This is a genomic window from Streptomyces sp. NPDC094147, from assembly GCF_044764265.1.
Lineage (GTDB): Bacteria > Actinomycetota > Actinomycetes > Streptomycetales > Streptomycetaceae > Streptomyces.
Window position 1 is genome coordinate 1 of the sequence record NZ_JBIWHT010000094.1, and the last position, 1,011, is coordinate 1,011.

Below are 1,011 nucleotides of genomic sequence, written 5' to 3' on the forward strand. Positions count from 1 at the left end.
TTTTCGCGGTGGGTGGTGAGGCGGACGCGGCGCGTGCGGTGGGTGTGCCGGTGTTCCGGACGAAGATCGGCCTTTATGTGGGGGTCGCGTTCGCCGCGTGGGTGTCGGGGCAGCATCTGTTGTTCTCGTTCGATGTGGTGCAGTCCGGTGAGGGGGTCGGCAATGAGCTGATCTACATCATCGCGGCGGTGATCGGGGGGTGTCTGATCACGGGTGGCTACGGTTCGGCGATCGGTTCGGCGGTGGGTGCGTTCATCTTCGGGATGACGAGCAAGGGCATCGTGTACGCCGAGTGGAATCCGGACTGGTTCAAGTTCTTCCTGGGGGCGATGCTCCTGCTGGCGACGTTGCTGAACGCGTGGGTGCGCAAGCGGGCGGAGGCGACGGCATGAGCGACGACGCGGCCGACGATGTGACGGACGGCGGGACCGGCGGCGGGGTCGGTGATGTGAGGACCGCTCTGGTCGAGCTGGATGACGTCAGTAAGTACTACGGCAACATCCGTGCGCTGGAGGGGGTGTCCCTGGAGGTCCATGCGGGGGAGATCAGCTGTGTACTGGGGGACAACGGGGCGGGGAAGTCCACCCTCATCAAGATCATCGCGGGGTTGCACCGGCATGACGCGGGTGTGTTCCGGATCGAGGGTGAGGATGTCGCGCTGAGCAATCCCCGCGAGGCCCTGGATCGCGGGATCGCGACGGTCTACCAGGACCTCGCGGTCGTTCCGCTGATGCCGGTGTGGCGGAACTTCTTCCTGGGTTCCGAGCCGACCAGGGGCAAGGGGCCTTTCAGGCGGCTCGACGTGGAGAAGATGCGCGCGGCCACCCGTGCGGAGCTCCTGCGCATGGGTATCGATCTGCGGGACGTGGACCAGCCGATCGGCACGCTGTCCGGTGGTGAGCGCCAGTGTGTGGCCATCGCCCGCGCGGTGTACTTCGGGGCCAGGGTGCTGGTGCTGGACGAGCCGACCGCGGCGCTGGGGGTGAAGCAGTCCGGGGTGGTCCTCAAGTA

2 protein-coding genes are annotated in these 1,011 nt (G+C 66.6%); both read left to right on the forward strand.

The features are described 5' to 3' along the window. The coding region (locus ACIQ8J_RS35925) for an ABC transporter permease (protein WP_403278406.1) at positions 1-392 on the forward strand (392 nt) is incomplete at its 5' end. Beyond that, a partial coding sequence (locus ACIQ8J_RS35930) for an ATP-binding cassette domain-containing protein (protein ID WP_403278408.1) occupies positions 389-1,011 on the forward strand: 623 nt, incomplete at its 3' end. The genes ACIQ8J_RS35925 and ACIQ8J_RS35930, both read left to right, overlap by 4 nt.